The sequence below is a fragment of the Pseudomonas sp. SORGH_AS_0199 genome (assembly GCF_031453735.1).
Lineage (GTDB): Bacteria > Pseudomonadota > Gammaproteobacteria > Pseudomonadales > Pseudomonadaceae > Chryseomonas > Chryseomonas aestiva.
This window is the reverse complement of sequence record NZ_JAVJAE010000001.1, coordinates 370597-397554: the sequence shown is the minus strand read 5'-3', so window position 1 is coordinate 397554 and position 26958 is coordinate 370597. Positions and strand designations below refer to the sequence as shown.

The following is a 26958-nucleotide window of genomic DNA, read 5'->3' as shown; positions in this document are numbered from 1 at the left end:
CACCTCGTCTCATAACTTTCGGAACCGTATCGCGATGGCCCAAAAAACTGCTCTGATCACTGGTATCACTGGCCAGGATGGCGCCTACCTGGCGCAGTTTCTGCTCGGCAAGGGATACAAGGTACTAGGCCTCAACCCCCGGCGTAGCACCTCCGACGTCAACCTGGCACGTCTGGAGTGGTTGGGTATCGCCAAGGACGTCGAGATGATCGACGGCGACCTGCTCGACCTGTCGGGTCTGATCCGCCTGTTCCAGCAATATCAGCCCGACGAGGTGTTCAACCTGGGCGCCCAGTCCTTCGTCAAGACTTCCTGGAACCAGCCGCTGCTGACCGGTCAGGTCAGTGGCATCGGCGCCGTCAACGTGCTCGAAGCGGCCCGTCTGATCAAGCCGGACGCCCGTTGCTACCAGGCTTCCACCTCCGAGATGTACGGCCTGATCCAGGAGCCGGAACAGCGCGAGACCACGCCGTTCTACCCGCGCTCGCCCTATGCGGCCGCCAAGCTCTACGCCCACTGGATGACCGTCAACTACCGCGAGAGCTTCGACCTGTTCTCCTGCAGCGGCATCCTGTTCAACCACGAGTCCCCGCTGCGCGGCCTGGAATTCGTGACCCGCAAGGTCACCGACGCCGTCGCCCGCATCAAGCTCGGCCTGCAGGACGAACTGCGCCTGGGCAACATCGACGCCAAGCGTGACTGGGGCCATGCCCGTGACTACGTCCAGGCCATGTGGCTGATGCTGCAGCAGGACGTCGCCGACGACTACGTCATCGCCACCGGCCGTACCACCACCGTGCGCGACATGTGCCGCATCGCCTTCGACGTGGTCGGCATGGACATGGACAAGCACCTGGTCATCGACCCGGCCTTCTTCCGTCCCGCCGAGGTCGACGTGCTGCTGGGCGATCCCTCCAAGGCCCGCGCCAAGCTGGGCTGGCAGGCCACCACCACCCTCGAAGAGATGATCACCGAGATGGTGGAAGCCGACCTGGCGCGCCTGAAGCCCCTCGCCCGTGCATGAATTCGCCGGTCAGCCGGTCCTGGTTACCGGCGCCAGCGGCTTCGTCGGCAGCCATCTGCTGCCGGCGCTGGCCGCCGCCTTTCCGGCCGCCGAGCTGCACGGCACCTGCCGTGACGGCTCGCTGCCAAGCCAGGCACAGGTCGTCGGCCATGCCCTCGACCTGAGCGATACGGCTGCCACCCTGGCACTGGTGCAACAGCTGCAACCGGCCGCCATCGTCAACCTGGCGGCCTTCGCCAGCGTCTCCGGCAGCTTCGCCCAGCCCGAGCGCTGCTGGCAGATCAACCTGCACGGCACCCTCAATCTGCTGACCGCCGCCGCTGCCCTCGAACACCCCCCGGTGTTCCTGCAGATCGGTTCCGGCGACATGTATGGCGCCAGCTTCAAGCGCCATGCCGAGGTCGACGAGCAGGTGCCCCTGCATCCGCTCAACCCCTATTCCGCGAGCAAGGCCGCTGCCGATCTCGCCGCCGCCCAGTTCGCCGCCACCTCCAGGGTGCGGGTGATCCGCGCACGCCCCTTCAACCACAGCGGCGCGGGTCAGGGTAAGGGCTATGTGCTCACCGACTTCGCCAGCCAGATCGCGGCCATCGAGCGCGGCGAGCAGCCTCCCGTGCTGCGCGTCGGCGATCTCAGCGCCCAGCGCGACTTCCTCGCCGTCCAGGACGTGGTCGCCGCCTATGTGGCGCTGCTGGGGCACGGCGAAGACATTCCCAGCGGCACCGCGCTCAACATCGCCTCCGGCCGTCCGCTGCGCGTCCAGGAACTGCTCGACGCCCTGATCGATCAGGCCGCCTGCCCGATCCAGGTCGAGCAGGATCCCGCGCGTCTGCGCCCGAGCGATATCGCCCGTGCCGTCGGCGATGCGGGCGAACTCCGCCGCCTCACCGGCTGGCAACCGCGCATCGAGCCTTCTGCACTCGTCGCCCAGGTCCTCGCGGACTGGCGCCAATCCGGTTCCTGATCTCTACCCATGAACTACTCGCTGATCCTCAACTTCACCCGGCAGGACCTGATCGATCGCCATTCCGCGTCGGTACTCGGCGCGGCCTGGACCTTCATCCTGCCGCTGGTCAACATCCTCATCTTCACCCTGGTGTTCTCCAACATCATGGGCATGCGGCTGGATGCCATGGGGATGCAGTCCCTCGGCCAGTACAGCTACAGCGTTTACCTGGTTACCGGGCTGCTCGCCTGGAACTGCTTCTCCAACACCCTGACCCGCATCACCCAGGTGTTCCACGAGAAGGCTCATCTGCTAGGCAAGGTCCGGCTATCGCTCTGGTCGCTGCCGCTGTACATCCTGCTCAGCGAGACGGTGCTCTATGCCATCTCCATGGGCTTCTTCGTCGCCTTCCTGGCGATCATCGGCTTCCATTTCCCCGCCACCGTGCTCTGGTGGCCGGTGATCTTTCTCTGCCAGCAACTTCTGGCCTATGCACTCGGGCTGATCTTCGCCATCCTCAGCGTCTTTCTGCGCGACATCGGCCAGATCGTCGGCGTGGTCATGCAGCTGTGGTTCTGGCTAACCCCGGTGGTCTATGTCATCACCATCATGCCCGAGCGCTGGCATGCCTGGTTCGCTGCCAATCCCTTCTACTATATCGTCGAGGCCTACCGCGCCGTACTCATCCAGGCCAGCCGGCCGGATCTGACGGCGCTCGGCACGCTGCTCCTGGTCAGTGCCCTTCTACTGGTGCTCGGCATCCTGCTCGGTCGCAAGCTCGAACGCGACATCCGCGACTTCATCTAGTAGGCCTTTGTCATGCTCCGCGTTGCCCATGTCCGCAAGGAATTCAAGCTCTACAGCCGTCCTGCGTTGCGCTTGAAGGAAATCCTTTTTCGCCGCAGCTACCACACCCGTCATGTGGCCTTGCACGACATCAGTTTCGAGGTGCGCAAGGGCGAGACGCTGGGTATCCTCGGCCGCAACGGTGCCGGCAAGTCGACCCTGCTCAAGATCCTCAATGGGGTGCTCCTGCCCGATGGTGGCGAGATCCATATAGAAGGCAGAGTGACCGGCCTGCTCGAACTGGGTACCGGCTTCGACGGTAACCTTACCGGGGTGCAGAACATCCTTGGCAACGGCCTGCTGCTGGGCATGACCCGTGAAGAGATCGAAGCCAAGCGCGACGCCATCGTCGAGTTCTCCGAGCTGGGCCGCTTCATCGATGAGCCCATCCGCACCTATTCCTCCGGCATGGTCATGCGCCTGGCCTTTTCCATCGCCATCCATGCCGATCCGGACATCTTCCTGGTCGATGAGGCCTTGTCGGTGGGCGATGGCCACTTCCAGCAGAAATGCATGAGGCGCATCAAGGCCTTCCGCGCCTCGGGTGGCTCCATCATCTTCGTCTCCCATGACCTCAATGCCATGAAGATGCTCTGCGACCGCTGCCTGGTACTACACGAAGGCAATATCGTAGCGGACGACATACCCGAGCTGGCGGTGAACCGCTACTACCAGCTGTTGGGCACCAGTGAAGACGAGATCTATGAAGACTTGGAGGAATCCAAGGAAGGCTATGGCACCGGCGAGATCCGCATCGCCTCGGCCAGTCTGACGGGGCAGCGCTCTCTCACCACCCTCATGCCCAGTGGCGATACCGCCATTCTCGATGTGGAGGTCCTGGGCAATCGCAGCCTGGCCAACTTCACGCTGGGCATGATGATCCGCGACCGCTTTGGCCAGGATCTCTATGGCACAAATAGCTACCTGCTCGACGTGCCCCTCACCATCGAAGCCGGTGAGCGCCGTACCTTTCGCTACCAGTTCCCCATGCATCTCTCGCCGGGCAAGTACACCCTTTCCCTGTCGCTCCACGACGGGCTGGAGCACACCGAGAAGTGCTATCACTGGTGCGACAACTACCTAAGCTTCGAGGTGGCCGGCATCCTCGGTTCGCCCTTTGCTGGCGTGTGTGACCTGGAAGCCAAGCTGGTCCCCCTGCAGCACCCCGTAGGCGCCTGACGCCGCCTTACCTTCCTGTAGATCCTATCTTTGAGCAGCGCCTCTCATAGAGGCGCTGATAGCGGCATTTTGCCAGCTTTTGCCCGAGATTGAGGCTTTTACGAGCGGATGACCTTAAGTTAAGCGACCGTTCGTCCGCTGCTTGGTACGACCATTGGAGCCCGTTGGATAACCGTCTGAATTCTTAACGGTCAAAAATACGAACCAAATGGTCTGCGTCAAACCCTCATCAGTGATCAGTGGCGTGTCAAAACCCTGACAAATATCAGGCGTTTGTCACCAATGACAGACAATTGCTACCCATATACCAGCACGTTTGAATCTTTAGCCAGCATGAACAGGCTTTTTGCCATCTGTCGACCCCGGCGGTCACGCAATCAGGAAAAGCTATTTCCAAAGCGTGAACGGGTCTGAAGAAAACCTTGTGACTGTCATAAATCTCTGTGTACGATTGCCGCCGATGCCGTCACTTGCAAGACAGGCTGCACACCTGGTGTGTGAACCTCTTTGCAAAGTGCTCATCGAACAGAAACCCATCATGGGGGCTTCGCCCCAGCAGTTGGGGTGAGGCGACAGGCCGGGGCCGACGGGCACCCTTCCACTGACGGAAGGCCTGAAGTCGAATTCGACAAATCTTAGGAGATGCAAGGAAATGGCTGTTACTTCTGCTCAGATTCAAGAGCTGTACATTGGTTACTTCGGTCGTCCGGCTGACCAGGCTGGTCTGAACTACTGGCTGAACACTTCCAACGCCGCCAATAGCACCGTCACCCTGAACGACATCCGTGCCAGCTTCGCTCAACAGACCGAGTACACCTCTGTCTATGGCAGCCTGGATCGTCAGGCTACCGTCACCCAGATCTATCAGAACCTGTTCGGCCGTACCGCTTCCGCTGACGAAGTGGGCTACTGGACCTTCACCTCCGCCAACACTCCCAAGGAAAACCTGATCCAGGCTTTCCTGGAAGCTGCTTCGGCTAACGACCGTGCGGTCGTCAACGCGAAATCCGCTTTTGCTGATCAACTGACCAGCACCTTCGGTTCCGCTACCGGCACCAACTTTGCTGATCTGAAGGCCCCTTACACTGCTGCAGTGGCTGTTGCCGTTGCTGAGCAGCAAGGCGCTAACCCGCCGGCAGCTTCCGCCTCTTACCAGGCTGCTTTCACCGCTGCTGCTGCCAACCTGGGCTACACTGCCACTACTGGCGGCGCTATCACCTTCAATGCCTTCGACAAAGCCAGTGCCACCGTGACCGTGCCGGCAACTCAGGCCGCTCTGACTGCCGTGGACATCAACGGCAGCAAGCTGACCGACGCTACCGTTGCGCATGCCTATGGCACCACTGCATCGACCGCTGTAGCCGTTGACTTCGCTGACGCAGCTAATCTGACCAGCCTGAAACTCAACCTGACCACCAGCTCCACTGACGAAGCTAACGACAACGTCACCCTGACGCTGACTGCTCCGACTACCAGCAAGCTGGCCACTTTGGACGCTTCCGGTAGCAACGTTGACCTGACCTTCAACGCTACCACTGCCACCGCTCTGACCAGCATCACCACTGGTTCGGGTGATGACACCATCACTGTTGCCACTGGCACCTACACTGCTGCCGTTACCAGCAACGGTGTGGTTACCACGCCTGCTGTACAAGCCAAGGCCATCGCTGTTAACACCGGTGCTGGTAACGACGCTGTGACTGCTACCGTCAAGGACGCAGCCGTACAGATCAACGTTGGCGCTGGCAATGATGACGTCACCCTGAACTTCGCTACTTTCACTCAGGCTGCTGGCAACCACGGCGCTCAGGTTACTCTGGGTGCAGGTCAAGACGATCTGTTCCTGGGTACTGGCAATAACATCCAGTACTACGCTGGTTCCGATGCCGCCAAGGCTGGCCAGCTGAGCGCTGGTCTGGTAACTGTTTCCGGCTTCAACGCTGCGGAAGGCGATATCTTCCACGCTGCGACCGGCGCTACCGCTACTAGCTACTACAATCTGGCCAACGTATCTCAGGGCACCACTGGTACCCCGAATGCTCAGCTGGTTACCTTCAATAACGCTACCACCCTGGCTGCCAAGCTCGATGCTGCTGCTGCTCTGATGAACAGCGCTAGCAATGCTCAGACTGGCGGTGCTACTCCTGCTCAGCTGAACACCATCCACTTCGAGTTCAATGGCAACACCTATGTGTATGCCGACAAAGCCAGTGCTGGTGCCTTCGGCGTTGGTGACAGCGTCGTGGAACTGACTGGCGTGACTGGCCTGACCGCCACTGCCTTCGCCTAATAAGCGTCAGTGTTATAAGACGGGAAGCTTCGGCTTCCCGTTTTTTTGCTTTAAATTTTGTGCCTGTAAGGCTTTTGGCTATTGGTTTTATAGTTTTTACGGTTTGCTTTTCTACGTTTTTCTATCGCGAGCTTCAGTCGATTAGTCATTGCTGTGGCTTTACAAGCAATCTGTGCTGCCACCGCCACCGGCTAGCCTTAGCGGTCTTCGCTGCTACCAAGCCACATGTCCTGTTGCAGCTAGTGTCTACCTTAAGTCGCGTATCTATTCACCTTCGGCTTCCACGTCTGCTGTACAAATCAACCGACATTGGTATCCCGATTCATACGCTAATTATTCCGTGTCCGGCTAATCCGCCCCGGGGTAAGGATCCATAGCGACTGGTAGACTGACCTGTGGCCTTGCATCCCTAGTCTAGTGGTGATCAATGTACCGATTACATTGACCTGGCAAACGCTTCACTGTGTGTTTGTTCGCTGACCTTGATGTGGCAGCAGAGCTCCTGATCTAGCAAAGAGCCTTTCAATAAAAAAGGACGGCCATTGGCTAATGCCAGTCAGTTAAGAGCTTCACCTTGACGCCTGACTGTCGTCGCACAGAATCCGGTGCTTGATTCCTCAAGCACCGGATTTTTTATGCGTATTGCTCAAGCCTTGGAAATGACTCGCGAGCTCTCTTCGGCCACACAGACACTGGAGGCCCTGGGCGAACTGCTCGATCCTGAGCTGGTCAAGACCGCCCTGGAAACGGCCGGAGTCGCTACCCTACGCAAACGCAGGCTGCCGCTGGAATCCATGCTCTGGTGCGTCATCGGCCTGGCCCTGTTTCGTCGCCTGTCGGCCTGGGATGTGGTCAACCAACTGGACATCATGCTGCCCGGTCAGAAGCCATTGGTAGCGCCCAGCGCGGTGGTGCAAGGCCGTCAGCGATTGGGAAGCGACGCTGTACGGGAGGTGTTTCAACTGACCCAACAGCGCTGGCATGAGACGGCCGAACATCCAGGCTGGCAGGGGCTGCGCTTGCTCGGTGTGGACGGCGTGGTCTGGCGCGCTCCGGACACGCTCGAAAATCGCGAGCGCTACGGCTCGGCGATCAATCAGTACGGTGATGGAGGATTTCCCCAGATCCGCATGGTGTGCCAGATGGAACTGACCAGCCATTTGCTGGTAAGCAGCGCCTTCGACGCTTATGCCAGCAATGAAATGAAGCTGGCCGAGCAATTGATCGAGGGCACCCCCGACCATTCGCTGACGTTGTTCGACAAGGGCTTTTACTCTTTAGGTCTGCTACATCGCTGGCAGCGAACCGGTAACGAACGGCACTGGCTATTGCCACTGCGCAAAGACGCCCAATACGAGGTGATACGCTCACTGGGCAAGCAGGATGCGATTGTCAGCCTTCGAACTTCGCCGCAGGCCCGCCGACAATGGCCCGGCTTGCCGGACACCTTGCAGGCGCGACTGCTGAGCAAGACCGTCAAGGGCAAGCGGCGCCAGATCCTTACTTCCATGACGGACCCTGGGCGTTTCGTCTCCGATGAGATCGTCGATCTCTACAGCCACCGCTGGGAAATCGAGCTCGGCTATCGTGAGATCAAGCAGGGTCTACTCGATGGCCGTTACACGCTACGCAGCAAAACGCCCGACATGGTGGCGCAGGAGCTATGGGGGCTACTGCTGGGATACAACCTACTGCGTTATCAGATGGTACAGATGAGTCGCCAGTGCCCGGGAGTTCATCCCTGCGAGATGAGCTTCTCCGCCTGCAGCTGGGCCATCCTGAAATTCCTGCTGAGCCTTTCGTTGAATAGCCCTGGCAACATCCCACGTGATATGGCCGAACTGCACGCCTTGGCACCGCACTTCGTTCTACCGCATAGGCGCGATTACCGGGCCTATCCGAGAGTCATCAAGGCCAAGCCCTCGAAGTATCCGACCAGAAAAAAAATGCCAGTCAGCTTAACTGACCGGCATTAGGCCATTGGCCGCCCTTTTTCAGCAGCGAATGTATTAGAGGTTGTTCATGCCAATCTGCCGGAAGGCTGCGGTGGTCTTGCTGGCAAAGTTCTGTCGGTCAGCACTGCTCATGCCATAGATCATCGCCAGCACTATGGTGCGCGGCGAAATCTTGCCCGACACCAGTTCGTTGACCCAGTAGGCCTTGCCTGCAGGTTCGGCTTCGCGCCCGAGAACGTTGCGATAGATCTTGCTCACCAGTGCATCGGCCGGCAACCCTTCGTACTGGCTCCGGTATTCCTGGCTTTCGGTAAAGCTGGCAGCGATACCCTCCACGCTGGCACGGCCCGAGGCAATGGCGTTGGACCAATAGTTGAGCCCCGCTTGATCGGCCGCTCGACCCATGTAGCCCAGATACAGCTGCTGGATGGCCTGCAAATGAGCGTTGGTCACGGTGACCGGAGCGCCATTGGGTGTATTGGTCGCGCCAGTGCTGGTGCCGCCACCCACATTGGGACCGAAATTGCTGCAGCTGCTGCCATCCAGGTACTTGGCCAGGGTCGGCCACTGCGGGCGGGTCTGGCCGTTCACCGGCTCCACCGACATGTTGTAGTTGGCCCAGCCCGGACCGGCCGCCCAATAGGTGGCAGGGATGCAGTTCTGCTTCAGGTAGGCGAGCATGTTGTCCATGATCACGTTCCAGCGCGGATCGCTATCCGGTATGCCGAATTCGCCGATGAAGCCGCGCTTGCCGTTCTTTTTCAGCCATTCCACGAAGGGCCGAACCCGCTGCACGCCATAGTCGTCCGCATAGGCGGCGGCGCTGGTGTTGGAATAGTTGCCGCCACCGCCGTCACCGTCGAAATAGGTGTGGGCTTCGAAGATCAGGTTGTTGGCCGGATCGCGCAGGGCGAGCAGGGAGTCGTTCCACTGCGGCCAGCGGGTGGCCTCGGCCCAGCCGTTGCCCTCGATGAAGATCGGCCGCACGTTGTCCACGCTGCGCACGCCGTTGATGCCGTACTGGGCGGCCACGGGCCACTGGGCGGTGGCGTCGTGGGGCTCGTTCATGATGTCGTAGCCATACAGCGACGCCTGGCTGCTCCAGCGCTGGGCGATGCGGGTCAGCACATCCTGATAGTGGTTGTAGCCGACGCTGCCGGTACCAATTACCGTGCCGCGGTATCTCATGTAGTTGTGCAGATCCAGGATGATCTTGATGCCGTGGTTCTGCGCATAGAGGAAGGTGCGATCAATCAGGCCGGCATAGGTCGGATCGAAGGCGCCGCCCAGGCTGGGTTGCAGGCGTTCCCAGATGATCGGGAAGCGGACCAGCTTGACGCCGCGCGCGCTCCACTGCTGGAAGTAGGCCTCCACCGGAAAGATGTAATTGCGCTCGTTCAGGCCCGGCAGCACCTGGCTGGCGAAGCCGGCGCCGGAAAGGTTGAGGCCGACCAGCTCCACGGCACGCGCGGGGGCGGCGGTGCCCAGCAGGGCGCCCAGGGTCAGGATGCCGCCCAGAGCGGCCAGGGTTTTGCGAAGGGTCATGAGGGTACCGGGATAGGTGCTGCCGCCGGGCTCCTGCCCGGCCTGCCAACTACAAAATTCTGGCGACTGTCCTCAGCCAAGATTTGGCGCTTTCTTGACGCTTACCGGCCCAGCTTCAAATCCTGTGCCAGGGCTCAATCGATTCGTCTCTCCTCGCTGATTCGGCCAGGCCCCGCTTTTCTTGACCCCCGATCACCAAGGAGCCGACGAGGTGTCGGCGCTGGGAACGGGCGGAGACATTCATCCAGAGCGCTCGAGCGGGTATCCTTGCCGTTTTCTCGCGATGGCCTGGCCATCGCCTCCCTCCTGTCCGACCGAGCGCCCCGCGATGTCTACCCCTGGCCCCGACCTGGATCTTTCCCGTCTCGACGATCACCTCGCCAACCTGATCGCCGACATTCGCCAGCGCACCCAGGCGCTGCAGCCGGCCGCGGCGCCGGCCGAGCCCACCTGGGAGGCCCTGCAGGAGCTGGACGACGAGGCCCTGGTGCGCGCGGCCTATCACTACCTGACCGGGCATCCCATCGAGCCGGAGCGGCTGTCCCACTACCTGACCCGGCTGCGCGGCGGCGAGGATCGTTTCGATCTGCTGGCGGCCATCCACCTCAGCCCGGAAGGACAACGCCATGGCGCCGCCGCGCCGGGGCTGCGCCGTGCGCTGCTCAAGCGCAAGCTGCGCCGGGTGCCGGTGATCGGCCGACTGCTGGGGCTCATGCTGGAGGTTGCCGGTCTGCCGGGGCGGCAGCAGCGCGACAATGCCCGCTACTACCGCTGGCAGAACCAGCTGGCCTTGCAGGCGATCCTGCTGCAGCAGCAGAGCAACCTACTGGAGTGGCATCAGCAGCGCTGGCAGGTGCTGCAGGATCAGGCGCCCGAACCGCGCCTGGGCGAGCTTGAGCGCGAACTGGTCCGGGTGGACGCACAATTGGTCCAGGCCCAGCGACAGCTGGACCGTGGTGAGCAGGAGCTGCGCACACGACTAAGCCTGCTGGAAGCCGCCCCGGCAACGCCCCTGGCGCCCCAGAGTGCGGCCCTTGGCATACCCCTGGCGTTGGAGCGGAAGCTTCGTGAGCACTTTGCCTTGGACGATGAGGCGCTGCGTGGATTGCTGGGTTTCTATCTGCCTCTAATCGAGGAATGCCCAGCCTTGGGCCAGGGATTGCCTCTGGTCGAGTTGGGCTGCGGCAATGGCCTCTGGTTGGCCAGCCTGCCTCAGGTGATCGAGCGGCGTGGGGTTGAGGCCGACACTGAGCTGGTGGCCCAGGCGTCCGCCAAGGGGCTCACAATAGAACACGGCGATGCGTTGAGGTGGTTGAGCGAGCAACCGACGGGCAGTCTGGGCGCCCTGTGTGCGTTCGAGCTGGTGGATCGTCTGGACTTGGCGCAGTTGTCCAGTTTGCTCGACGAGGCACTGCGCGCGCTCGCGCCTGGCGGTCTACTGTTGTTGCAGGCCCTTGATCCCGCCCATGCGTCCAGTGCTTGCGCTTTCTGGCTGGATCCAACGCGACAGCGGCCGTCTCCGGCACCCTTGCTGGAGTTTCTCTGCCGCCACAAGGGTTTTGCCCAAGTTGCCATTCAGCGCCCTGCACAAGCCGCGCTGTTACAAGACGTCCCGCAAATTCCGCCGCTTAACTGGCAGCACTATGCAGTTTCGGCCATTAGAGCTGAGACGCCATGAAGCGGGCCGTCACTGCTTTCCACCAGTGGATCGTGGGACCGCTGACGGGCGTCTACGGTTGGGCATATCTGCTTGAACTGCGTGATACCGCGCGCCGTGCTGGACTTGTCGCCGATCTCTATGCCGACGAACCTCCCGAGCAATGGAAGGAGCAGGTGCGACCGCTTACCGATTGCGCCCTAGGCGGGGCAGACGAGCTTCTGTTGGTGCATGGTCAACCGCAGGCCGAGCACGAACGGCATTTGGCGCGTTGCGACGGCCACGTACTGCTCTTGCCAGGTCCCGAGGCGGAGCCCGCAGCCTTGTCGGAGCTCATCCGTCGGCGCCCTATGATCCGCGGGCTCCTGAGTCGCGAGCCCCATTTGCTCGAAGCGCTCTATGCCCGAGATGTCACCGTTCCTGTTTCCCGCATCGATTATCCCTCCTGGCAGTTGCCTCCCGTTCCGCCGCCGGCAGATCTGGACCGGCCGCGCCCCTTCACTGTCCTCGTGCACGTCGCCGAGTTGCAGCATGAGGAGGCGGTCAACGGTCTGCTGCAATTGGCACAACCGTTGGGTGCGTCCTGGCGTCTGTGTGTTTATGGCGATGAGCAACCCTTGCACCGCGCTGATTTTCTAGCTGGTGTCGCTGCGTTGGATCATATTGAGCTAACAGTGCTGCGCGCCGAGGAACCGCTGCCCGCGGTGGACCTGGCGTTCAGTTTGGAGCCCGCGCCCGATCCGGCCTGGCTGCTGCGCCTGCTGGCGCTGGGCATTCCGCTGGTGGGCAATGCCCAGAGCGCGGCAGGGCGCGAAATCCTCGGCGACGGCTATTGGCCGCTGGCGGCGACCGCACCAGCGCACACGGCCGCTGTCCTGCAACGCCTGATGGACAATCCAGGATTGCGCTATGAGGTCCAGCACCGTGGCGACGCTCAGGCGCGGCGCTGGACGGCGGAAGGCTTTTACCAATGGCTTCTAACGTGGATGACAGTTCACAACGTTGTGCTGCCGCCACCTTACAGAAGTGCAGTCGATATCCGTGTGGAAGGTCCGTTCGACAGCAGCTACAGCCTGGCGGTGGTCAACCGCGAACTGGCCCGGGGCTTCGCCGCCATCGGCGCCAGCGTGGCGCTGCGGGCGACCGAGGGGCCCGGCCCCATCCCAGTATCCGCCGAGTTTCTCGCCGCCGACCCGGCCAGCGCGGCCGCCCACGCCCGCGCCGAGGAGCCGGCAGCCGCCGTGTTGCGCCTGCTCTATCCGCCCCGGGTGAGCGACATGGCGGGCGATGTGCGGGTGCTGTCCTGCTATGGCTGGGAGGAATCCCTGCTGCCGGTGGAGGCCGTGGCCGGCTTCAACCGCTATCTGCAGCTGGTCACCAGCATGTCGTCCTATGTGACCCGCGTGCTGGAGGACAATGGCGTCGACGTGCCCGTGGTGACCGTCGGCCTTGGCGCCGATCATATCCTGCGCACCCCGGCGGAGCCGGCGCTGCTCGGCCGCGCGCTGCCCGGCAGTGCCACGACCCTGAAATTGCTGCACATCTCGTCCTGCTTTCCGCGCAAGGGCGTCGATGTCCTGCTCGACGCCTATGCCCGCGCCTTCACGGCGGCGGACGACGTGGTGCTGGTCATCAAGACCTTTCCCAATCCCCATCACGACATCGCCGCCGACCTGGCGGCCTGGCGTGCGCGGCATCCCGCGGCACCGGCGGTCGAGCTGTTCAATCTCGACCTGCCCGAGGCGGCGATACGCGCCCTCTACGTCTGGGCCGATGTGCTGGTGGCGCCCAGTCGTGGCGAGGGTTTCGGCCTGCCCCTGGCCGAGGCCATGCTGCACGAGTGCGCCGTGGTCACCACCGGCTATGGCGGCCAGACGGATTTCTGTACGCCCGAGACCAGCTGGCTCATCGATTACCGCTTTACCCGCGCCCAGACCCACATGCAGCTGATCGGCTCGCTGTGGGCCGAGCCGGATACCGATCACCTGGCGCGGCTGTTAGCCGACTTCGCCGCCGCGCGCCGCGAAGGCCGCTGGCAGGCCCTGGTGCGCTCGCGCCTGCTGCGGGCCGACCGCCTGATCCGCCGGGACTACACCTGGGAACAGGTTGCCCGCCGCACCCAGGCCGCCATCGCCCGGGTCAGGGCGTTGCCGCCCTGCAAGCCGCAGCCCCGGGTCGGCACGGTCACCACCTGGAACAGCGCCTGCGGTATCGCCGGCTACAGCCAGCAACTGATCGCCGGCCCCCTGGCGGCCACCCAGGTGTTCGCCAATCGCCATGTCGCCTTGATCAATCCGGAAGGGCAGGAGATACAACGGGTCTGGGATCAGGGCGGCCAGGATTCGCTCGACGATCTGCTGCAGGCCCTCGATCGTCAGCCGGTGGACATCCTGCTGATCCAGTTCAACTTCGGCTTCTTCGGCCTGGTGCCCTTCGCCCGCTTCCTGCACGAGGTGCATCGGCGCGGTATCCGCACCCTGGTCACGTTCCATTCCACCGCCGATCTCGACCGGCCGGGCGATCACCGCAGCCTGCGGCAACTGCGCCTGGCGCTGCGCCAGAGCAGTCGCCTGCTGGTGCACAGCAGCCACGACCTCAATCGCCTCAAGGACTTCGGCCTGGCCGACAACCTGATGCTGTTCCCCCACGGGGTGATGCCGCCGCCCCAGGCGCTGGAGCTGCCGGACGAGGCGCAAGCCCTGACCGGACGTCGCATCGTCGCCAGTTACGGCTTCTTGCTGCCGCCCAAGGGCATCCTGCAATTGATTGAGGCCTTCGCCGAGGTCGCCGCCGAGGACGACGCCCTCTACCTGCTGCTCGTCAACGCCCAGTACCCGGTACCGGAAAGCGCGGCCCTGGCCGACGAGTGCCGCGAGCGGATCGCGGCGCTGGGCCTGGAAGGCCGTGCGCAACTGATCGACCGCTTCCTGGACGACCGCGAATCCCTGGCCTGGCTGAGCCTGGCCGAGGTGGTGGTCTTTCCCTATCAGCACACCCAGGAATCTTCCAGCGCCGCGGTGCGCTGGGGCCTGCTGGCCGGTAAGCCGGTGCTCTGCACGCCGCTGGACATCTTCGAGGACGTCGACGAGGCGGTCTACCGGCTACCCGGTACCGATGCCCAGGCCATCGCCGAGGGGCTGCGTGAGCATCTGGCCGCAGGGCGGCCCGCCCGTCAGGGCGAGTGGCTGCGCAGCCATGCCTGGCCGGCCGTGTCTCTGCGAGTCAAAGGTCTCTTCACTGCGTTGAGCCGCGAGGGGGCGCAATGACCTACAGAATATCTAACTATTTTTATCTTTTTTGGCGTGGCAATGTTTTCTTCTAACGCATTAGAAAAGTTGAAGGCCCACTCTGGGGGGCGTGGTGCCGGAATATGTTCGGTGCTGATAGGGATAGTGTCCTTTTTCGTCTTTACCGGGGGGCATATTCTTAATCCGCTCTATACGAGCTGGTTGATGGCCGGTGATCCGGCGCAGCACTGGCTCGGGTGGCAATTTTTTTCCAATACACCTCTTTGGCAATGGCCGCTGGGTAAGAATTATCCCTTCGGAATGGAGGTTTCTAGCTCCATTGTCTATACCGATTCGCTACCCCTTCTGGCTATTCCGCTAAAGTTGCTGACGGTGGTTTTTCCTGAAGTACCCCAGTACACAGGGTTCTGGATTTTCCTGTGTTTTATTCTTCAGTCGGTAGTCTCCTATAAGCTATTGCTGCGTTGGACTCAGGATTCAATTTATGCGTTGATATGCTGTGCATTTTTTTCTTTTGCACCTGTTTTTATCTTCCGCTTGGTTGGGCACTTTGCACTAGCTGGACAGTGGGTTATCCTGCTTGCGCTTTATTTTTATTTCGATAGAATCTTCAGTATTCTGCGCTGGCTGCTGGTGTCGCTGCTGGCCGTTTCAATTCATGCATATTTGCTCGCTATGGTATTTGCCATTTATGGCGCTGCACTCTTGAATGCAGGACTAAAGCAGCGTCAAAAGTGGACCGTCTTGCTTGTTTCGCTGCTGGCGACCGCCATTGCTGTTGCCTTTGCCATGTGGGCTATCGGCTACTTTGTAGTAAAGGGAGGGCAGGCTGCAGGAGGATTTGGAATTTATCGAATGGATTTGGCTGCCTTGTGGAATCCGGGTTTCAAGGAGTTTTCCCGCTTTTTACGACCCAACAATGGCGCGCTTGATAACCTCGAAGGCTTCAACTACCTCGGTTTGGGAATGTTGCTGCTATGCAGCTACGCGGCATTTTCGAGCGTAGTGGGGCGCGAAGTGGGTGGGTTGCTCAAGCGTACAGCTTTTGAACCGCTTTCTTGGATGCTGCTGGGGATTTTCATCTATGCCTTGTCCAATACGGTCTCATGGGCAGGTACGTCCGTTTTCGAATATTCCCTTCCATTGTGGATATCTTCCCTGACCAATACCTTCAGGGCGTCGGGACGATTTTTCTGGGTGGCCTACTATGTCATTTTCCTAATGGCCTTTCTGCTGGCCTGGAAGTGGGCAGGTAAGCGTGCGCGTTATATAGCCCTGTGCGCACTTGTTATTCAGTTCTATGACGTTCAAGTTTTTCAACGCTTTCTTGTATCTCATTTTGCGCAGGAAAATAGCTACCGCAAGGAGTTTTCGGGCTATCCATGGGATGCAGCGGTTATGGGTAAGCGAAATTTGATCGCGCTATATCCTGATCAGATGACTTCCTACTGGATGCAGTTTGGTGAGTTCGCTGCCCAGCACGATCTAAATATGAATTTTGGTTGGTTTGCGCGTGTGGATCCTGCCGCCAAGGAGCGACAAGCTGAATTGCTGAGGATCAAGATGGAAGCGCACGATTTCCAAAAGGAAGATATCTATCTTTTACCAGCGGGGCAGTGCGGCCTCTGGCTGGGTAAGGCGGCGAGTGGTTTCCATTGTCAAGAGACAAAGTATGCGGGAGTGCTCTTTTTTGATCCCGGCAAGGACTGAGATTGGAATAGGGTATTGTTGCAAAATGGGTAGTGGCTATGCAGATTTTATTTTCAAAAACAAGACATTTCATCAATAATACGGTCTTCCCGTGAGTGCCATTGCAGGCGTTCGCGAAACGACACGTTTTGAAGACAGGACATTTCGTGCTTATCAGTCTGGTAGTACCCGCCTACAACGAAGGTCGTCAGCTCATCGCCAACCTTCGACAGATCCTGGCCGCCGCCGAACCCTGTGGTCACGAACTCGAGCTCGTCGTGGTGGATGACGGCTCCAAGGACGACAGCGCCGCTCAGGTCGAGGAGCTGGCCGCCATGGATCCGCGCGTCCGCCTGGTGGCCTTCACCCGCAACTTCGGCAAGGAAGCGGCGATCTACGCCGGCCTGGACAATGCCCGCGGCGCCGCTGCCGTGGTGCTGGACGCCGACCTGCAGCATCCGCCCCAGCTGATCCCGCAGATGGTGGAAGCCTGGCGTAATGGCGCCCTGGCCGTCGAGGCGGTCAAGCACAAGCGCAACGACGCTTCCTCCTTGGATGCCTGGCTGGCACGCAGCTTCTATCGGCTCTACCGCAAGCTGTCCGGCTTCGACATCGAAGGGCATTCGGACTTCAAGCTGATCGATCGTGAAGTCATCGACCTCTATCTGAAGCTGCCAGAGCGTTATCGCTTCTTCCGCGGCCTGATCAACTGGCTGGGCATGGAAGGCACTGCCATCGGCTTCGAGGTCGCCCCGCGCGCGGGAGAAGGCAGCCGCTGGAACAAGCTTAGCCTGCTGCGCTACGCCATCAACAACGTCACCGCCTTTTCCACCGCTCCCCTGCTGATCGTGACCTGGCTGGGTTGTCTGACCCTGGGCATTGGCTTCTTGCTCCTGCTGGTCACCCTCTGGCAGAAATTCACCGGCACCGCCGAGGGTGGCTTCACCACGGTCAATGTGCTGCTGGTGCTGATGGGCGGCTCGATCATGACCAGCCTTGGGATCATGGGTCACTACGTCAGCAAGATCTATCACGAGATCAAGGCCCGGCCGATCTACATCCAGAAGCCGCAACGGCGCCGCGAGCCATGAAGGCGGCCTATTTGATCGCGCTGGCGGTGCTGCTGAACGTCGGCGCCCAGTTCTCCATCAAGCTGGCGGGGCGCGGAGGCGTCCCGGCCTCGCTGATCCAGCAGGTGTTCAATCCCATGCTGATCCTGGCGGTGGGACTCTACGGACTCAGCTTCGTCCTGACCGTACGCATCTATGCGGTCAATGAGTTGTCGGTGGTGGCGCCCTTCATGGCCGCCTGCACCTTCATCCTGGTCTACATGGTCGGCTACCTGTTCTTCGCCGAGCCGATCACCCTGACCAAGAGTCTGGGTCTGCTGGCGATCATTGGCGGTATGTTCCTGCTGCTCAAATAGCCACGCGCCAGGTACCGGGTCTTTCCGGTGCTTGGCGAGCCCTCTGCAACGTCTCTCGCTATAACAGGACGCTGGTCGCTCGAAAAGCACGGCCTGCCTCTTTTCCGCTAACAGATAGCTAGTCGCCAATAGCGTCTTGCAGGCGCTGCCCGTGTGATTGCCTCGGTATCTCCCTGTCTCGTATTCAGGGATCATGCACGGCTACCCATCAGGCCGGCATTCTGCGAATGCCCACTGGACAAGGCCTGAAAGCCTGGTCCGGCAAAGTCTCAGGACGCAACGTGGAGCAATAAGGGCAATGGATCAGTGAACAAGCAACTACGGGCAGCGAGTTATGGCATTCCGATACTGATCGGCGTGATCTTCTTTGCTGTCGTCTTCGACGTGAACATGCTCAACCCGACCCATGTCGAGTGGTTGAGCCATGGCGATATTCTGCAGGCTTACCTGGGCTGGGACTTCTTCCGCAAGGCGCCCTGGACCTTTCCCGTCGTGGGGCTGAATCCCTACTACGGTCTGGAAATCAGTAGCTCGATCGTCTTTTCCGATTCCAATCCGCTGCTGGCCCTGGGGTTCAAGTTGTTGTCACCGCTGCTGCCAGCGGGTTTCCAGTATTTCGGCCTCTGGTTGCTGGCCTGCTGCATCCTCAGTGCGGTCGCAACCTGGAAGATCGTCGGGCTCTACTCCGACAGCTATCTGATCAGGTCCCTAGCGGCGGCCCTGGTGCTGCTGAATCCGGCCTGGATCCATCGGATCGGCCATATCAATCTGATGGGCCACTTCCTGATCCTGTTCGCCATCTATCTCTGTTTGCTGCGCGACCGGCGTCATCTGGCCGTGAAGTGGTGCCTGCTCATCGCGGTCGCCTGCCTCACGCACTTCTACCTGGCGATGATCGTGATGATCCTCTGGGGCGCGAATCTATTCTCCCGCGTCGTGACCAAGGTAACCGCCTATGGACCCGCGGTGCTGGAAGCCCTGGCTGCGGCGATTGGCGCCTATGTACTGATGTACACCACCGGTTATTTCACCGTCGATGATGTATCCGTTGCCGGCGGTTATGGCGCCTACAACGCGAATCTACTGTCACCGCTGATTTCGGATGGCTGGTCCTATGTGTTCGATCACGTCTATCTCGGGCTGGGCAACTTCGAAACCGTCAACTACTGGGGATTAGGCGTCCTCTTGTTGGTCCTGTTCAATCTCAAGAGCCTCTATCGCAGCTTCGGACGTTTTACCGTTACGGCCACTTCGCTCAGTGTGCTGATCGCAGCGATAACCTTTTTCCTGATTGCCACGACCAACAACATCCAGTTGTTCGATCATCATCTGATAGTGCCGCTGCCCGGCAAACTGCTGGATGCCTTGTCCACCTTCCGTGGCTCGTCGCGCTTCTATTGGCCGCTTACCTATCTGGCCGTGATCGGCCTGGTTTATCTGACGGTCAGGTACCGCGCCAGAGCGGTCGCCCTGGCGGTTCTGGCGGTCGCTCTGGTCGTTCAGGCGGGCGATATCAGCAAGGGCTTCAAGCGCGAGAATTTCTACTTCTTCAATTCGCCGGATGTCACCGCGGCGCTGCGCAACGAGTTCTGGAGCCACGAGCTCGGTCACTACGCCAAGCTGCGCTATGTGCCCTTCACCAACGATGCGGCTGACCGCCTGGCCCTGGCCTTTGTCGCGAGTCGGCAGGGACTGATGACCGATTCCGCGATGCTGGCCCGCCCGAGCGTGAGCAAGCAGGACAGCCTGAACCTCAAGACGCTGCAAGCCTTGTCGTCCGCGCGCTATGACGACGACACGGTGTACGTCCTGAAGAGCGACATCCTCGACTTCGTCCGGCCCAAGCCCAATGACCAGTTGTTCAAGATCGATGGCCTGAACGTCCTGGCGCCTGGTCTTAAGGGATGCCAGGGCTGCGAACGGCTCGCGCCGGCGGCCGCGTCCAAGGCCGGTTACCTGCTGATCAGCGGCTGGTCGATGCCCGAAGACTTCGGCATCTGGAATGATGGGCGGGTGGCCACCCTGCTGGTGCACAACCAGGGCGCCACTACTCGGGCGACGCTGCGTTATCGGGTTTTCCTGACCCCGAAGGTGCCGACCCAGCGGCTGATCTTCAAAGCCGACGGCCAGACGATCAGGGAAGTGCAGGCGCAACAGAATGGCGAGGTGTCGCTGTCCTGGCCGGTGGCCGAGGGTCAGGCAACCACGACGCTGACGATCGAGTTGCCCGATGCCCTCTCGCCGCGTGATGCGGGCCTGAGCACCGATGGTCGGGTACTGGGCATGGGCATGGAAGATCTGCAGATCGAGCGAGCGGTCGAGCAGGGGATCAACGCCGGCGGGGCGCCGCTGGGCGCGCCTGTTCCCAAGACTGGCGAACGCCGCTAGAGGGGTGCTTCGCCAGCCTCGGCACCGCGCTAGCCAGCGGTGCCAGGCGCCAGCTGGCGATAGACGGCATACAGCCGCTCACCCAGCTGATTTGCCTGGAAGTGCCGCTCGAAATGGGCACGCGCGGCAGCGCCGAAACGTGCCCGCTCTTCCGGCGCCTGCCAGAGCCGCAGCAGGGCTTCCCGGATCGCTGCAGCGGTGGGCGCCACATCGAGGCCGGTCTGCTCGTGCCGGTTGATCTCGCTCATGCCCGATCCGATGGCGCAGCTGATCAGCGGCTTGCCGTACATGGCCGCTTCCAGCAGGGCCATGCCGAAGGCTTCCGAACGCAGGTGCGACGGAAAGACAAAGGTCTCGGCGAGGCTGTAGAGCGCCGCCACGTCTTCTTCCGGCAGGCGTCCGAGGAAGTGGCAGTTGCGCAGGCCGAGGCGGTGGGCCTGGGCTTCCAGCGCGGCCCGTTCCGGTCCGTCGCCGACGATGGCCAGCGGCAGGTCCAGGCCGGCCAGGGCGTCGAGCAGCAGGTGCAGACCCTTGTAGTAGCGCAGCACGCCGACGAAGAGCAGGAAGCGCGGACCCAGGCGCTGGCGCCACTGTGCGAGGCAAGGCTGAGACGGCGCCGGATAGCTGGCTTCGTCGAGACCGTACGGAATGACCTCGGTGTGCGCCTCCAGGCCGCGCAACTCCTGGCTGCTGCGTCTATAGGGCTCGGTGGCCACGATGATCCGGCTGGCGCGACTCAGGAAGTGGCGTTGCAGGGGGCGATAGAGTTGCAGCAGATGGCGTTGCTTGACGATATCCGAGTGGTAGCTGACCACATAGGGCTTGCCCGGCCGCACCGCCAGTTGCAGCACGTCCATGAACGGCCAGGGGAAGTGATAGTGGATGACGTCGCTGTCGCGCGCCGCCCGGGCGAAAGCGCCGAAGGCCGCGCGGGACAGACCGGTAGAGGCGATATTGGCGTCCTGGCGCACCCGCTGCACCGGAATGCCCTCGACCTCGATGCATTCAGGGGAGGGCTGTTCGCTCAGGGTCAGGATCCGATTGCTCACCCCCAGCGTGCGCGTCGCGCCGCACATCTGGCGTATCACCTGCTCGATGCCGCCATGGGTATCCGGCAGATAGGTCTTGAATACGTGAAGGATACGCATGGGCTGGGAGCGGCCTGCAAAAGGTCGGGATTCTAGCATGGGCCCTAGGCGGGCTTGAGGCTGCAAGGCGCGGGCTTCGTGCTAGAGTGCCGGCCGAAAGATCCAGCGGCTGCGCCTCTGCGGCAGCCATTTTCAGCGATCCAGCGTATTTTTGCCGATGATCTTCAGCTCCTTTGCCTTCCTGCTGCTGTTTCTGCCGCTGACCCTGCTGGGCTTCTGGGTGCTGCGCAAGCGCGCCGACTGGGCGACCACCGCGGTCTTCCTGAGTCTGGCGTCCTGGGTGTTTTACGCGGTCTGGGACTGGCGCTTTCTGCTGCTGCTCTGGTTGTCCATGGGCGCGAACTACGCCTTGGGCCTTCAGGTATGGCGGCTGCGCAGCAAGGGCTGGCTGACGGCGGCCCTGGTGTTCAACCTGGGGCTCCTGGGCTACTACAAGTACCTGGGCTTCTTCGCCGGCATGTTCGGCGTCGGCCTGCCCGGCCAGTTCATCCTGCCGCTGGCCATTTCCTTCTATACCTTTCAGCAGATTGCCTGGCAGGTCGATCTCTATCGCGGCCGACTGCAGCGACCAGGCGACTTCCGGGCGTTTCTGCTGTGCGTGAGTTTCTTTCCGCACCTGATCGCTGGTCCCATCTGCCGCCCCAGCAGCCTAATTCCGCAGATCGAACGGGGCTTCGCGGAACGTCCCTGGGCCTGGAAGCTGGGTTTTACCTTGTTCGTCTTCGGCCTGGCCAAGAAGGTGCTGGTGGCCGACAGCCTGGCGCCGGGCGTCGATGCGCTCTATCTGCAGGAGTCCCTGAGCGCCCCCCAGGTGTTGCTTGCCGCCTTCGGCTACGGCCTGCAGCTCTATTTCGATTTCTCCGGCTATGCGGACATGGCGATCGGCCTGGGCCTGGTGTTCGGTATCCGACTGCCGATCAACTTCCGCTCGCCCTACCGCAGCCTGTCCATCGTCGACTTCTGGCGCCGGTGGCACATCTCGCTGTCCCGCTTTCTGCGTGACTATCTCTACATCCCCCTGGGCGGCAGCCGTCACGGCGCCTTCCGCCAGTACGGCAACCTGCTGATCACCATGCTGCTGGGTGGCCTCTGGCACGGCGCCGGCTGGCAATTCGTGCTCTGGGGCGGCATCCACGGCGCCTTGCTCTGCCTCAACCACGGCTGGCTGCGCCTGTCTTCTTGGCGGCTGCCCGCACCGCTGGCCTGGGCGCTGACGCTGCTGGTGGTGATGCTGGCCTGGATCCCCTTCCGCGCGGTCGATCTCGGCCACGCCCTGCGCATGTTCGGCGAACTGAGGAGTTGGCAGGCTCCCGCGCTACCAGGCTTCAATACGCTGCTGCATGAAGTGGCCTCGTTGCACCTGCAACAGGGACTCTGGCTGGTGGTTCCGCTGCTGCTGGCGCTGTGCGCCTGGCTGCCCTACAGCCTGAAGCTGGTGCTGCGCCTTTCGCCTTTCTGGCGTGGCGTCCTGACCGCCGTGCTTGCGCTGCTGGTCATGAAAGCCATGTTGGCCCGTCCGGATCGGGCGTTCCTCTACTTCAATTTCTAGGTCCCCATGCGCTCAAAGTCAGGACGCTTTCTAACTGGACTCTTGGTGGGAGCCTGTCTGTTTGCACTGGGCTGGATCGCTCTGGTCGTCGGGCAACTGGGCAAGCCCTTCGTCAACAACCTCTGGGTGGAGGGCGCCTATGGGCAGAAGCTGGCCCAGGCCGAGGCGATCAAACAGCCCAAGGTGGTCGTCGTGGCCGGCTCTGGCGCCATGTTCGGCATCCATTCGCCCACTCTCGCGCAGGCCCTGCAGCGGCCGGTGATCAATCTGGGGGTGAACGCTGGCATTCTCAGTCCCTACCTGCTGATCTATGCGCGTCAGGCCGTCAAGCCAGGGGACTGGGTGCTGCTGCCGCTGGAGTATCCGCTGTACCACGACAGATTCGAGGTCAATCAGGTCTTTCTCGAATACTGGCTGAGCCATCCGGTGACCTATGGCCTGAATCCGCTCAGGCTGGCGCGCCTGCTGGCGGAAACGCCGCTGCTGCGCGTCGTGCAGGGTTACCGGGGGGTGCCGGCCGGCTTCCAGGTCGCTGGCCTGTACGGTGCCCATCATCTGGATGCCAACGGCGACCAGTTGGTAAGCGCCCGCGAACAGCGCAGTGAGGCACTTTTCGCCGGTGCCCGGGATTCCGCCGTGCAGCACTACGGTGCCCAGGCCGGGGCCTTTAACGGCAGCTGGGCGCTGTGGCAGGCCTTCGCCAATGAAGTCCATGCCGCTGGCGGCTGCGCTGTCTTCGTGCCGCCGGCCATGCTCGACCGCGAGTCCTATCACCAGGATCCCGTCGAGCGGACCTTCTACCAGGGGCTTCCCGAGGCCGCTGCTCGACATGGCCTCATCTATGTGGGCGAACCCCTGGCCTTCATGTACCCGGCCGAGGCGTTCTTCGACACCAACTACCATCTCACCGCGGAGACGCGACTGGAGCATACCCAGCGGTTGGCCAGTCTGCTGAGTCCGGCCTTGTTCGAGCGATGCCAGGCGCCGCGCTAGCGTTTTTTTCCGGGACTCAAGCCATCCGTTGTGCGGCGATCAGGCTCTCTCGCAGGGCTGCCGCTCGTGCGGCCCAGTGCATGTCGGCGGTGCGCTGGCGCCCGGCCGCTGCCAGGCGCGCGCGAAGCTCAGCGGATTCCAGTACCTGCTGCAAGGCGCCGGCGATAGCACCGAGGTCGCGCGGATCGATCAGCAGGGCGGCATCGCCCGCCACCTCCGGCATGGAGCTGACATTCGAGGTGATCACCGGGCAACCGGTGGCCATGGCTTCGGCCACGGGCATGCCATAGCCCTCGTACAGCGAGGGATAGACCAGCACGGTGGCATTGGCATAGAGCGCAGGCATGTGCCTTTGATCCACATAACCCAGGTAGCGAAGCTCATGGGCCGCGCTGAGCTGTTCGATCAGCTGCTGCAACTCCGCGCTGTCCCAGCCGGGGGCACCGGCCAGTACCAGGGGAAACCGCTGGCGCAGCGACTGGGGCAGCAGCGCGAATGCCTTCAGCAGCTCCGCCAGATTCTTGCGCGGTTCGAGCGTGGCGACCGAGAGCGTGAAGTGTTCCGGCAGGTCGTAGGCCTGGCGACAGGCCTGGCGCTGCTCGGGGGACACCTCGGCATAGCCACGCGAAACGCCCGGGCTGACCAGGTCGATCGGCTGGGTAGGTTTCAGTTCTGCAAGCAACTCCCGGCGGGTGAAGTCCGAGATGGTGATGAGGCGGGTGGCGCGAGCCAGCGTATCGGGGATGAGCCGGCGCATCTCCTCGATCCGCGCCGGCGGATGCAGCTCGGGGTGACGGATGTGCGACAGGTCATAGAGCGTGGCGACGCTGGGCCCGTTGAGCGGCAGCATGTAATAGCCCGGCTCCCAGTAGACGTAGCCCTCGAGCTGTGCCTTGCCCTGCAGGAAGCGGCTGTTGAGACGATGACGATAGAGGCGGCGCAGCCAGGGGCGGTGCCCCAGCCAGCGCCGCAATTTCCCCAGGCCGCGATGCATGGAGGAGGGCGGCAGTGCCTGCCCCAGCGCGCTTACCTTCTGCCGCAAGGCCTCGCGATCCAGAAAACCTTCGTCGCCAAAGCCCTTCACGTCTTCCACCGCCGGATCGGCCAGCAACTCTTCCAGCAGATGGAGGGTGTAGCGCCCAATGCCGGTCATCGGCGGCTTGAGCACATTGATGGAAACGAAGACCTTCATGTTCGCTCGACAGCTGAGGTTGAAGCACCCGTCAAAGACACGCACGCGGGTCGTCAGGGAATGCCCGCCAGAGGCGTGGTGGTCCGGATACGTCGGGGACGTCGCGATCGCCGCGTCCCTGGCGCAAAGGCACGCATTATCCGGGCTGACCACGATTAGTCCACGTCTGGTAGCAGTTTTATGACCGGCCCTGACGTTGCCGAGACGACCGGGCTGGGCGCTGTGTGCCCTGGGCCTTATAATCGCCCGCCAATTTTGTCCCTACGGATCCAGACGCCGGCCCCCGCAGTTTTCCGGTTGGCGCTCCTTCATTTCGGCCTTCCATCGGCCCTTCTCTGGCAGGCCTGCCCGGGTCTAGCGAGGATTTGCGAGTTGCCATGCGTCTACTGATCGAATGCACCTACGTCTACGAACACCCTTCCGACAACTCCGGTATCCAGCGGGTGGTGCGTAACGTCATCAAGCAGCTGCCGCACCTGGAGCCCTCGGTCGAGTGCATTCCGGTCATGATGAAGCACGATCAGCTCTACCGGGTGAACAGCCTGGAGCCGCTGGAGGTCGACGAAGGCCGGATCCGTCGCCGGCAGTGGATCGGCCGCCTGGATCGCCTGCAGGACCGCTTCTGGCGCTGGCACGACCGCGTCGAGCAGAAGCTGCCGTACGCTGACCGCTCCCTGCTGCTGCGCCGGCTGTGGTACTGGCCGTGCCGGGCGACCAGCCAGGTCATCCAGTGGCCGCTGAACATCCTGCGCGAGCAGGACTACCAGGCGGGTGAAGAGCCCGAGCGTGCCACCCCTCTGGACATCGAGCCCGGTGACCAGCTGGTGCTGCTGGATTCCTCCTGGCATGCCGATTTCTTCAAGCTCGCCGAATCGCTCAAGGCGCGTGGCGTGGGCATCGTCTCGGTGATGTACGACCTGATCCCGCTCACCCATCCGCAGTTCTGCGACAACCACCTGGTCAAGGTCTTCGATGAGTGGTTCGACTGGATCGCCCGCACCGCGGACGGCTTCATGGCCATTTCCCAGACCATCAGCCAGGAAGTCGAGGCGGAACTGCGCCGGCGCCGCGGCGCTGCGGCTGAGCGCCAGTGGCACGGCTACTTCCAGCTGGGCTCGGAACTCGACCTGAATGGCAGCGGCGCCGCCTGCGATCCGGAGGTCAAGCGTCTGTTCGACGGCAAGACCCCGGTGTACCTGATGGTCAGCACCATCGAGCCGCGCAAGAACCACGCCTATCTGCTCGACGCCTTCGACCTGCTCTGGGCCAGGGGCGCCAATGTGCGCCTGTGCATCATCGGCAAGGTGGGCTGGAAGACCGAGGCGCTGATCGAACGCATCAAGACCCATCCGGAATACAAGCGCCGGCTGTTCATGTTCAACGGCGCCAACGACACCAGCCTGGAATACGCCTATGCCAATGCCCGGGCCCTGGTATTCCCCTCCTTTGTGGAGGGTTTTGGTCTGCCGCTGGTGGAAGCCATGCAGCGCGGCCTGCCGGCCATGGCCAGCGACATCCCCGTGTTCCGCGAGGTAGGTGGGGATTTCATGGCCTATTTCCAGCTGCAGGATCCGGCGTCCCTGGCCGCTCAGGTGGAGCGCTACGAAGCCGAAGGCAGCTTCCCGTCCGTACGTCCGCTGCAGGACTGGGCCTGGGTCGGTTGGCGCGAGGCCTCGCTGCAACTGGTGGAGCGCGCCCGTCAGGGCATCCTGCAGCAGCGCCATCTGCCTGCCAGCGATGCCGTCGAGCCCCCGGATATAAGGCAGTCTTAAGGCTCTGGTCCCGGTCATCGGGTAGGATCGCGGGCTCCGCGGGTAGGGGGAACACCCCTCAAAAACCTGTGATAGAGTCCGCACCCTGCGGTTTTGTTCCTTCTTGTCCCC

18 protein-coding genes are annotated in these 26958 nt (G+C 62.0%); 15 read left to right on the top strand and 3 right to left on the bottom strand.

The features are described 5' to 3' along the window. Positions 1-34: 34 nt before the first annotated feature. The 6 genes from QE444_RS01850 (at position 35) to QE444_RS01825 (ending at position 8261) form a co-directional block, all read left to right on the top strand. Positions 35-1024, top strand: a complete 990-nt coding sequence (locus tag QE444_RS01850; RefSeq protein ID WP_017641611.1) for a GDP-mannose 4,6-dehydratase — start codon at positions 35-37, stop codon at positions 1022-1024. Then, entirely contained in the window at positions 1017-1988 is a 972-nt protein-coding gene (locus tag QE444_RS01845) for a GDP-mannose 4,6-dehydratase (RefSeq protein ID WP_309737235.1), read from the top strand. Before QE444_RS01850 ends, QE444_RS01845 begins: the two co-directional genes overlap by 8 nt. Before the next feature lie 9 nt (positions 1989-1997). Beyond that, entirely contained in the window at positions 1998-2777 is a 780-nt protein-coding gene (locus tag QE444_RS01840; RefSeq protein WP_309737234.1) for an ABC transporter permease, read from the top strand. Positions 2778-2789: 12 nt separating this feature from the next. Next, positions 2790-3995, top strand: coding sequence for an ABC transporter ATP-binding protein (locus tag QE444_RS01835; protein WP_309737233.1), 1206 nt, complete (start codon positions 2790-2792; stop codon positions 3993-3995). 652 nt (positions 3996-4647) lie between these two features. Further along, on the top strand, positions 4648-6285 hold the full coding sequence (locus QE444_RS01830) for a DUF4214 domain-containing protein (RefSeq protein WP_309737232.1): 1638 nt from the start codon (positions 4648-4650) through the stop codon (positions 6283-6285). Between the two features lie 635 nt (positions 6286-6920). Then, complete coding sequence (locus QE444_RS01825) at positions 6921-8261, top strand: IS4 family transposase (RefSeq protein WP_263259874.1); 1341 nt, start codon at positions 6921-6923, stop codon at positions 8259-8261. Between the two features lie 33 nt (positions 8262-8294). Here the strand turns inward: QE444_RS01825 and QE444_RS01820 are convergent, their stop codons facing one another. Beyond that, positions 8295-9785 carry a cellulase family glycosylhydrolase gene (locus QE444_RS01820; RefSeq protein ID WP_309737231.1) on the bottom strand — a complete coding sequence of 497 codons (1491 nt, stop codon included), beginning with the start codon at positions 9783-9785 and terminating at the stop codon, positions 8295-8297. A 328-nt stretch (positions 9786-10113) separates the two neighbouring features. Here QE444_RS01820 and QE444_RS01815 point away from each other — a divergent pair, with 328 nt between their 5' ends. The 6 genes from QE444_RS01815 to QE444_RS01790 all read left to right on the top strand — a co-directional run bounded on the left by QE444_RS01815 (position 10114) and on the right by QE444_RS01790 (position 20193). Further along, positions 10114-11463 (top strand): methionine biosynthesis protein MetW, encoded by a 1350-nt coding sequence (locus tag QE444_RS01815; RefSeq protein WP_309737230.1) that lies wholly within the window; start codon positions 10114-10116, stop codon positions 11461-11463. A gap of 653 nt (positions 11464-12116) precedes the next feature. Continuing rightward, a complete protein-coding gene (locus tag QE444_RS01810; protein WP_309737229.1) occupies positions 12117-14708 on the top strand; it encodes a glycosyltransferase in 2592 nt (863 codons plus the stop codon). Positions 14709-14750: 42 nt separating this feature from the next. Continuing rightward, positions 14751-16400: a DUF6311 domain-containing protein gene (locus QE444_RS01805; protein ID WP_309737228.1), complete on the top strand. Its 1650-nt coding sequence runs from the start codon at positions 14751-14753 to the stop codon at positions 16398-16400. A gap of 146 nt (positions 16401-16546) precedes the next feature. After that, positions 16547-17470, top strand: a complete 924-nt coding sequence (locus QE444_RS01800; RefSeq protein WP_183632408.1) for a glycosyltransferase family 2 protein — start codon at positions 16547-16549, stop codon at positions 17468-17470. Beyond that, the gene (locus QE444_RS01795) at positions 17467-17805 is read left to right on the top strand and encodes a hypothetical protein (RefSeq protein ID WP_064309143.1); all 339 of its coding nucleotides are present in this window, start codon (positions 17467-17469) and stop codon (positions 17803-17805) included. The genes QE444_RS01800 and QE444_RS01795 overlap by 4 nt, the downstream gene beginning before the upstream one ends. Before the next feature lie 306 nt (positions 17806-18111). Then, positions 18112-20193, top strand: coding sequence for a DUF6311 domain-containing protein (locus QE444_RS01790; protein WP_309737227.1), 2082 nt, complete (start codon positions 18112-18114; stop codon positions 20191-20193). A gap of 29 nt (positions 20194-20222) precedes the next feature. Here the strand turns inward: QE444_RS01790 and QE444_RS01785 are convergent, their stop codons facing one another. Beyond that, positions 20223-21341 carry a glycosyltransferase gene (locus QE444_RS01785; RefSeq protein WP_309737226.1) on the bottom strand — a complete coding sequence of 373 codons (1119 nt, stop codon included), beginning with the start codon at positions 21339-21341 and terminating at the stop codon, positions 20223-20225. Positions 21342-21498: 157 nt separating this feature from the next. Between QE444_RS01785 and QE444_RS01780 the strand changes: the two genes are divergently transcribed. Further along, positions 21499-22890: an MBOAT family O-acyltransferase gene (locus QE444_RS01780; protein WP_309737225.1), complete on the top strand. Its 1392-nt coding sequence runs from the start codon at positions 21499-21501 to the stop codon at positions 22888-22890. A gap of 45 nt (positions 22891-22935) precedes the next feature. Then, the gene (locus QE444_RS01775) at positions 22936-23883 is read left to right on the top strand and encodes a hypothetical protein (RefSeq protein ID WP_309737224.1); all 948 of its coding nucleotides are present in this window, start codon (positions 22936-22938) and stop codon (positions 23881-23883) included. A gap of 16 nt (positions 23884-23899) precedes the next feature. Here QE444_RS01775 and QE444_RS01770 read toward each other — a convergent pair whose 3' ends face one another. Further along, positions 23900-25075, bottom strand: coding sequence for a glycosyltransferase family 1 protein (locus QE444_RS01770; protein WP_309737223.1), 1176 nt, complete (start codon positions 25073-25075; stop codon positions 23900-23902). Between the two features lie 377 nt (positions 25076-25452). Here QE444_RS01770 and QE444_RS01765 point away from each other — a divergent pair, with 377 nt between their 5' ends. Next, entirely contained in the window at positions 25453-26847 is a 1395-nt protein-coding gene (locus tag QE444_RS01765; RefSeq protein WP_309737222.1) for a glycosyltransferase family 1 protein, read from the top strand. Positions 26848-26958 lie beyond the last annotated feature (111 nt).

Coding starts and splice junctions, on each gene's coding strand:
- QE444_RS01850 (WP_017641611.1), top strand. CDS start 35: ATGGCCCAAAAAACTGCTCTGATCACTGGTATCACTGGCCAGGATGGC.
- QE444_RS01840 (WP_309737234.1), top strand. CDS start 1,998: ATGAACTACTCGCTGATCCTCAACTTCACCCGGCAGGACCTGATCGAT.
- QE444_RS01835 (WP_309737233.1), top strand. CDS start 2,790: ATGCTCCGCGTTGCCCATGTCCGCAAGGAATTCAAGCTCTACAGCCGT.
- QE444_RS01830 (WP_309737232.1), top strand. CDS start 4,648: ATGGCTGTTACTTCTGCTCAGATTCAAGAGCTGTACATTGGTTACTTC.
- QE444_RS01825 (WP_263259874.1), top strand. CDS start 6,921: ATGCGTATTGCTCAAGCCTTGGAAATGACTCGCGAGCTCTCTTCGGCC.
- QE444_RS01820 (WP_309737231.1), bottom strand. CDS start 9,785: ATGACCCTTCGCAAAACCCTGGCCGCTCTGGGCGGCATCCTGACCCTG.
- QE444_RS01815 (WP_309737230.1), top strand. CDS start 10,114: ATGTCTACCCCTGGCCCCGACCTGGATCTTTCCCGTCTCGACGATCAC.
- QE444_RS01805 (WP_309737228.1), top strand. CDS start 14,751: ATGTTTTCTTCTAACGCATTAGAAAAGTTGAAGGCCCACTCTGGGGGG.
- QE444_RS01795 (WP_064309143.1), top strand. CDS start 17,467: ATGAAGGCGGCCTATTTGATCGCGCTGGCGGTGCTGCTGAACGTCGGC.
- QE444_RS01785 (WP_309737226.1), bottom strand. CDS start 21,341: ATGCGTATCCTTCACGTATTCAAGACCTATCTGCCGGATACCCATGGC.
- QE444_RS01780 (WP_309737225.1), top strand. CDS start 21,499: ATGATCTTCAGCTCCTTTGCCTTCCTGCTGCTGTTTCTGCCGCTGACC.
- QE444_RS01770 (WP_309737223.1), bottom strand. CDS start 25,075: ATGAAGGTCTTCGTTTCCATCAATGTGCTCAAGCCGCCGATGACCGGC.
- QE444_RS01765 (WP_309737222.1), top strand. CDS start 25,453: ATGCGTCTACTGATCGAATGCACCTACGTCTACGAACACCCTTCCGAC.